This window comes from Streptomyces sp. Q2, assembly GCF_056820935.1.
In genome coordinates this window covers 23,937-31,527 of the sequence record NZ_JBXEJE010000075.1, presented here as the reverse complement: position 1 = coordinate 31,527, position 7,591 = coordinate 23,937, and the positions used below count along the sequence as shown (strand labels likewise).

At 69.9% G+C, this 7,591-nt stretch carries 6 protein-coding genes; 3 read left to right on the top strand and 3 right to left on the bottom strand.

All coding sequences use genetic code 11. The annotated features are described in order from the left end of the window. Positions 1-538: 538 nt before the first annotated feature. Entirely contained in the window at positions 539-979 is a 441-nt protein-coding gene (locus ACWBNA_RS45725) for an OsmC family protein (RefSeq protein ID WP_482710525.1), read from the bottom strand. A 49-nt stretch (positions 980-1,028) separates the two neighbouring features. Further along, positions 1,029-1,421 carry a winged helix-turn-helix transcriptional regulator gene (locus ACWBNA_RS45720; RefSeq protein WP_482710524.1) on the bottom strand — a complete coding sequence of 131 codons (393 nt, stop codon included), beginning with the start codon at positions 1,419-1,421 and terminating at the stop codon, positions 1,029-1,031. 117 nt (positions 1,422-1,538) lie between these two features. On the opposite strand from ACWBNA_RS45720, the gene ACWBNA_RS45715 reads away from it, so the two are divergent. The 3 genes from ACWBNA_RS45715 to ACWBNA_RS45705 all read left to right on the top strand — a co-directional run bounded on the left by ACWBNA_RS45715 (position 1,539) and on the right by ACWBNA_RS45705 (position 4,133). Beyond that, positions 1,539-2,369: an NAD(P)H-binding protein gene (locus tag ACWBNA_RS45715; RefSeq protein WP_482710523.1), complete on the top strand. Its 831-nt coding sequence runs from the start codon at positions 1,539-1,541 to the stop codon at positions 2,367-2,369. A 242-nt stretch (positions 2,370-2,611) separates the two neighbouring features. Then, positions 2,612-2,905, top strand: coding sequence for a hypothetical protein (locus ACWBNA_RS45710; RefSeq protein WP_482710522.1), 294 nt, complete (start codon positions 2,612-2,614; stop codon positions 2,903-2,905). Between the two features lie 526 nt (positions 2,906-3,431). Beyond that, the gene (locus ACWBNA_RS45705; protein ID WP_482710521.1) at positions 3,432-4,133 is read left to right on the top strand and encodes a hypothetical protein; all 702 of its coding nucleotides are present in this window, start codon (positions 3,432-3,434) and stop codon (positions 4,131-4,133) included. 971 nt (positions 4,134-5,104) lie between these two features. Here ACWBNA_RS45705 and ACWBNA_RS45700 read toward each other — a convergent pair. Further along, a complete protein-coding gene (locus ACWBNA_RS45700; protein WP_482710520.1) occupies positions 5,105-7,489 on the bottom strand; it encodes a phosphoketolase family protein in 2,385 nt (794 codons plus the stop codon). Positions 7,490-7,591: the final 102 nt, after the last annotated feature.

The window sequence follows — 7,591 nt, the reverse complement described above, 5'->3', positions numbered from 1 at the left end:
CGTGCGGCCCGCCGAGGCGTGCGGGCGCGCCAAGGGCACCGGGCATTCGGGCCCGCTGCGCATCCGGCGGCGGCTCCGGCCCCCCGGCCCGCCGGGGGCGAGACCGACCAGCACGGCCGTCTGAGGGCCGCCGAAACCCCGTCGCCACACTTTGATCGCGCCGAGCTCGAACGGGCCGGAGGCGGCGGCACAGGCGCCTGCTCCTGCTCCTGCTCCTGCTCCTGCTCCTGCTCCTGCTCCTGCTCCTGCTCGCGAGCCTCGGTCCTGGCGGTGCCGATCGCTTCCGCGTCGCCGTCACGGCCGTGGGAGGGGCCGCCATACCGGCCGCCGCCCGGTCCACGCCCCCGGTCCACGCCCCCGGGGCCCACGTCCTCAGGCGTTCGGGACACAGGCATCCGCAGCATGCGGGACCATCATTTCCGGCGGCCCGCGGACGCGGCAGGCGGCAAGTACCCGCCTCAACCGTCCTGCGCACGCCCACGCCCTGTCCCGGCTAGCCGTACAGCACATCCGGCGGCATAAGAGACCTTGGCAGGCGTCAGGCGTCCTCGACCGTCGCGGTGACGGGCGTGCCGATCTCCACCGTGCGGCTGACCGTGCAGAGCCGGTCGTGTGAGGTCCTGACCGCCCGAGGGAGGATCGCTCGGGCACGATCCGCGCCGTCGACGTCCGAGAAGGCGACGGAGAAGGTCACCGCGAGGTCGGTCATCCGGTTGCCGGACTCGTCACTGGTCTTGTTGCCGGTGACCTCGACGGAGAACCTGACGGGTTCCGCGTGCCGGCTGGTGGCCACATCGACGTCCGCCGCCGTGCAGCCTCCGAGCGCGGCGAGCAACAGCTCGACCGGCGTGAACTCGGCGTGCGCCTCAGGATCGGAAGCGGTGCCGAAGCTGATCGTGCCGCCGCGAGCGTTCGTCGCGGTGAAGTGGCCGGTGCTGGTTCGCTCGATGGTGACGGAGCGCAGGGATTTTTCGGTCATGCCGCCGACCCTAGACGGCGAGTCAGCCGTGGCTGCCCGCCGAACCATCTCAGCCGCGACGACTGCGGGGGCGTTCCTTGGCGTCGTACTCCTGCCGGGCCTGCTCCACCTCGCCCAGGTTGACCGACCAGTCGGAGAGTGCCGCGAAGAGCGGGGCCAGGCTGCGACCCAGTTCGCTGATCTCGTACTCCACCCGCGGTGGAACCTCGGGGTGGTAAGTGCGCACGACAAGCCCGTCGCGTTCCAACTGCCGCAGCCGGTCGGTCAGCACCTTGGGCGTGATGGTGGTGATGCGGCGTTGCAACTCCACGAACCGATGCCGTCCGTACGTATGGAGCGCCCACAGGATCGGCGTGGTCCACCGGCTGAAGACGATGTCGACCACGGGAGCGATCGGGCAGGCCTGCTCGGGGGGCAGGTCGCCAACGTCGAGACCAGGCACGGGAGTTGTGTGGTGGGTCACAGTGAGCCCTCTTTCCATTACTTTCCTGTAGGTACCTACTATCCCCGCGTTGGTAGCTTCCGTGCGTCCACAGGAGAACCGCCAACGGGAGCGAACATGATTGTGGTGACCGGAGCCACGGGCAACGTCGGACGGCCGCTGGTGCGGGCGCTCTTGACGGCCGGCGAACAGGTGACGGCGGTGTCGCGAGGGATCTCCGCCCAGGACACGCCACTACCGGGAATACGGCACCATCAGGCCGACGTGGCAAAGCCTGACAGCCTCGCGCCCGCTCTCGCCGGTGCTGACGCGCTGTTCCTGCTGACCTCGGGCGACTTCGTGTCCGCCGGTGGCAGCGTCAGTGGCGTCCTCGAGGTCGCTCGGGTCGAAGGGGTGCGCCGAGTTGTCCTGCTGTCCTCCCAGGGCGTCGCCACGGGACGCCACCCTTCGACGCTCGAGGACGCCGTTACCCGGTCGGATCTGGAATGGACCCTTCTGCGGCCGGGAGGGTTTGACTCCAACGCGTTGCAGTGGGCCGAGATGGTCCGCACCCGACGGATGGTCTCCGCACCGTTCGGTGATGTCGCGCTGCCGACCATCGACCCGGCCGACATCGCCGAGGTCGCCGCCGTCACGTTGTTGGACGGCGGCCACGTCGGCGGGACTTACGAGCTGACCGGGCCGGCACCGGTCTCACCTCGGCAACAGGCCATGGCCATCGCCGACGCACTGGGTGAACCGGTGCGGTTCGTCGAGCAGAGCCGGGCAGAGGCTCGGGCCCAGATGCTGCGCTTCATGCCCGAACCGACCGTGGAAGCCACCCTCGACATCCTGGGCATGCCGAAAGCCGCCGAGCAGCGGGTGAGCCCCGACGTCGAACGAGTCCTCGGCCGCCCGCCCCGCACCTTCGCCGAGTGGGCTGCCCGCGCCATCACGGCCTTCAAGTAGGAGCCGCGCGACTCGGGCGGTTTCAGGGGCGCCGGGGGTGGGCGGTCGTTCAAGCGGTGGGTGGTCCGGACACGGCGGACGAAGCTACGGACAACTGGCTCGGCGCATGAACCCGGCGGCCGCCCGCACGTCCCACTCGCCGAGACACCGGCCGGTGAGTGGCTTGGGGAGGCAGGCCGGGCCTTTGGGTGGTGCCGACGGCGCGCGAACCCGGCATCATGGGCGCCACAACAGGGGGCGCCATGAACTACAGAGACCACAGCCTGAAGTACGCCGCCGATCGCGGCTGGGAACACGTGACAGCAACCATGACGCTGGGGGCGACCAAGGTGACGGTCGACGAGTTCCGCAAGGGGGCGAAGACCGTCACAGCCACGTTCATGGACTTCGAGGCGCTCACACCGGAGTGGACCGACTACTGGACGCTGGGCTACTACGACTTCGGCGACGGCCGTTGCGGCCGGATCGAAGCGGTGCAGTCGGGTCCCGGCCAGGTGAAACCGAGTCTGGAAAAGGCACTCGACGAACCGTCGTGAGGATCAACGGCCGCACAAGGACACTCGAAGCCGCCAGGAAGCGCGAGCTCGATGATCCGCATGCTGCAACCGCCGCTGCCATCAGCGCATGGCGCGCTCACCGATGATGTGCCCGTACCGAGGGTGGGTCCGCACACACGTACCTGTCAATTCACGGGATCTGCTGTCACCCCTCGTCATGATCCCCGAGCAGCACGATGCCCGCATCCGCCACTGGCAGCGCCGCACCGCCAACGTCCTTTTCTCATACGGTTGTTGGGTGCCATAGGCGCAGTCGCGGTACCGTCCCTCAGAAGCACACTTGGCTCGCTGCCCGCAGGCTTGGCGCGGTCCACGCCGGGGGGTGAACTCATCTCGGACCCTTCAAGGGAGGACACCCCGCTTCCGGTTGTCCGTACTATCGCTACGGCAGGGCACTGTGCATGGGGTATGACTGCCGTCCGCAGACATCCGCCCAGGACAACAGCACACGCTTGTGTCAGGCCCGTCGACTTCGGCCTCAGGCCGAGGAAAGGTTGTGCGTCCCATGTCTGAGAACGCTTCCGCCACCGAACTGACATCGCAGTACACCGCTCAGGTGAGTGCAGACCTCGAGCGCAACACCAAGGAGCAGGACCGTGTCGGCGCGGAGATCGCCGCCCTGCAGGAGCAGCTGACAGCCCTGCAGCGTGACCACCAGGTGCTGGTCAACATCCAGCAGGCCATCGGCCCGGAGCCGGCGTCCGCCAAGCCTCTGGCCCCGTCGGACAGTGTCTCGGTGCCCGCACCCCGCAAGAAGACCACCGCCAAGAAGACCGCCGCCAAGTCCAGCCCGGGCAAGCGCTCACGGACGACGAAGACCGCCGCCAAGTCCCGCCCCGCTGCGACGGAGAAGGCGGCCGGCAAGGCGACGGACAAGGCGGCCACCAAGTCGGCCCCCGAGAAGCCCGCAGTAACGGCCGAAGCCGCCAAGACCGCACAGCCGACTCTGGTCGACCTGGTCCGCAGCCACCTCGCCGAGCAGAGCGAACCCCGCTCGGCAGCCGAGATCGCCACGGCTCTCGGCCAGGCCCATCCCGACCGCAACATCAAGACGACGGTGGTGCGTACCACGCTCGAAGGGCTGGTCGCCAGGACCCAGGCGCAGCGCAGCAAGCAGGGTGCGTCCGTCTACTACACCGCACCCGACGCGTCGGAGCAGGCGGCATCGCCGCAGGACGAGCAGCAGTCCGCCTCGGCCGACGCCTGAGCCGACATCGCCGATCCGCGCAGGCGGTCGGTGATCCGCCCGGTCCTGACCGCCACCGCGTCCCAGCACCGCACCACGCTGTCCTGGTCGACTTCCGGGGCTTCGTGCCCAGGGTCCGCCCGGACACCGGCGCACACCGGCACGCACCGGCGATCCGACCACTCACAGGATGGCGTCATGGCACTCCTCGACAAGCCGGCCGTAACCGAACGCCCCGTGGACGGTGTCGCGCCAGGCTCCGTCGAGGGGGTGCGGGCTGCCTTGTTCGGCCTCAACCGGTCCGATGTCCGTACGTCGTCCGCCCCGTCTCGTCGAGGCTCGACTGAGGTGCGCTGTGCGGATCCGGATGCGCCCGGTCCGACACGACCGTGAGGTGTGCGCGCCCTTGAGGAGCGGTGGGAGGTCAACCGAGTCGGGAATCCGCGGAGGCTTGTGATGTCGTCGCAGTACGCCGTACTCGCGTCGGGCTGGACTGGCACGGAGTGGCCTTCGGCGAGCTGTGGTCAGGTGAGGTCGCCTGACTCACAGCCCGGCGCGCGAGCGGGACCCACTCGACCCGGCTGACCGGGCTGACCGGCGCAGAGCAGCCCTCACTCGGATTGCCACTCCCAACGCACCGCACGCGCCGGCCGTCACTCCTCGTCCGGTACCGGGACCCGCCACACCACTGTTGCACCGCCCTCGGCCGGCTGGCGAGCCCAGGCTTCCGCCCAGTTGCCGCGCTCGCTCGGCCATGTTGCGCAGGCCGCCGCGTCGGCCCTCGGGCGGTATCCCGACACCGTCGCGCCGCCCGCAGGACGCTGGACGGGACTGATCCCGGCATGCCCTCGTACGCATACGAGGAGCGCCCGACACGATGGGTTACCTGTACGACTTCACGGAGGCCGGTCGTGCCATGACCGCTACTCGGCGGAGGGCTTCACGCCCCGGGCGTCGGCCCGGTAGTCCCCGTTTCCGGGGCGTGTCGACCGTCAGCCGTCCCAGGTCCAGTCGGCGACCTCCGGCAGGTCCGTGCCGTGCTCGCGGATCCAGGCGTGATGGCGCAGCCGGGTGTCCTCCATCCGCTGACGTACGGCGGCGGCTCGCACCGCGAGGCCCGGGACGCGGTCGATGACGTCCGTGACCAGCCTGTATCGGTCGAGGTCGTTGCGGACGACCATGTCGAACGGCGTCGTGGTGGTGCCGATCTCCTTGTAGCCGCGCACGTGAAGGTGGGGGTGGCCGTTGCGACGGTAGGCGAGCCGGTGGATCAGCCACGGGTAGCCGTGGTAGGCGAAGATGACGGGCTTGTCGGCGGTGAACAGGCCGTCGTACTCGAAGTCACCCATGCCGTGCGGGTGTTCCTCGCCGGGCAGCAGGCGGGCGATGTCGACGACGTTCACCACGCGGACGGACAGCTCCGGCAGGTGCCGGCGCAGCAGCTGGGCGGCCGCCAGTACCTCCTGGGTGGGGACGTCGCCCGCGCAGGCCAGCACCACGTCGGGTTCCCGGGTGCCGTCCTCGGTACCGGCCCACTCCCAGATTCCGGCACCGCGGGCGCAGTGGGCCTTGGCCTGGTCCATGGACAGCCAGTCGAAGCAGGGTTGTTTGCCGGCCACGATGACGTTGACGTAGTCGCGGCTGCGCAGGGCGTGGTCGGCCACGGACAGCAGGGTGTTGGCGTCCGGCGGCAGGTAGACCCGTACCGCTTCGGGGCTCTTGTTGAGGATGTGGTCGACGAAGCCGGGGTCCTGGTGGGAGAAACCGTTGTGGTCCTGGCGCCACACGTGCGAGGTCAGCAGGTAGTTGAGGGAGGCGATCGGGGCACGCCAGGGCAGCCGGCGGGTGGTGCGCAGCCACTTGATGTGCTGGTTCACCATCGAGTCGACGATGTGCACGAAGGCCTCGTAGCAGGAGAACAGCCCGTGCCGGCCGGTCAGCAGATAGCCCTCCAGCCAGCCCTGGCAGGTGTGTTCGGAGAGAATCTCCATCACCCGGCCGTGCCGGTCGAGGTCTTCGTCCACCTGGAGCGTCTGCGCCTGCCAGGCCTTGCCGCTGGCCTCATACACGGCCTGGAGCCGGTTGGAGGCGGTCTCGTCGGGGCCGACCAGGCGGAAGTCGCGCCGCTCGGAGGTGGCCTGCATGACGTCCCGCAGCAACTCGCCCAGCACACGGGTCGGTTCGTGCATGGTGGCGCCCGGCTTGTCGACCTCGACGGCATACCGCTCCAGCGGCGGCAGGGGCAGTTCGCGCAGCAGCAGACCCCCGTTGGCGTGGGGGGTCGCTCCGAGCCTGCGGGTCCCCTCCGGGACACAGGCCAGCACCTCGGGCCGGGGGCGGCCCTCATCGTCGAACAACTCCTCGGGCCGGTACGAGCGCAGCCAGGTCTCCAGCTGCCTCAGGTGTTCGGGGTTGTCCCGTACGGCGGACAGCGGCACCTGGTGGGAGCGCCACGTGCCCTCCACCGGCAGCCCGTCGACCTGTGCCGGGCCGGTCCAGCCCTTCGGTGTGCGCAGCACGATGACCGGCCAGTGGGGCCGCTCCGTGGCGCCCTCCTCGCGGGCGGCCCGCTGCAGGGCGGCGATCCGGTCGACAGCGATGTCCAGGGCCTCGGCCATGGCGCGGTGGACGGCGGCCGGGTCGTCGCCGGTGACGTGGATCGGGTCGTGTCCGTAGCCCTTGAGGAGTTCGTCGAGCTCCGGCTCGGGGAGACGGGCGAGCACGGTGGGGTTGGCGATCTTGTAGCCGTTGAGGTGCAGGATCGGCAGGACGGCGCCGTCGTGGACGGGGTCGAGGAACTTGTCCGAGTGCCAGGAGGCGGCCAGCGGTCCGGTCTCCGCCTCGCCGTCGCCGATCACGCAGGCGACCAGCAGGTCCGGGTTGTCGAAGGCGGCGCCGTAGGCGTGGGACAGCGCGTAGCCGAGTTCGCCGCCCTCGTGGATCGAGCCGGGCGTCTCGGGTGCCACGTGGCTGGGCACCCCGCCGGGGAAGGAGAACTGCTTGCAGAGACGGGCCATGCCCTCGGCGTCCCGCGTGACGTCCGGGTACGTCTGGGAGTACGAGCCTTCCAGCCAGGAGTTGGCCAGTACGGCGGGTCCGCCGTGGCCGGGGCCCCAGACACACAGGGCGTCCAGGTCACGGGCCTTGATGACACGGTTGAGATGGGTGTGCACCAGGTTCAGGCCCGGGGAAGTGCCCCAGTGCCCGAGCAGGCGCGGCTTGACGTGCTCCGCGCGCAGCGGCTCGGTCAGCAGGGGGTTGGCCATCAGGTAGATCTGGCCGACGGCCAGATAGTTCGCGGCGCGCCAGTGGGCGTCCAGCGCCCTCAGCTCCTCCTCGGTGAGCCGGGCGGACGCCTGCTGCGAGTCGACGGACATGGGAGATCCCTTCCGGGTCGGGTGTCGGTCGGAGGTGCATGCCGGTCATGCCTTCCACCCTGGGTCAGACCGCGGGTACCCGACAGGGCCGACCGGGCCACT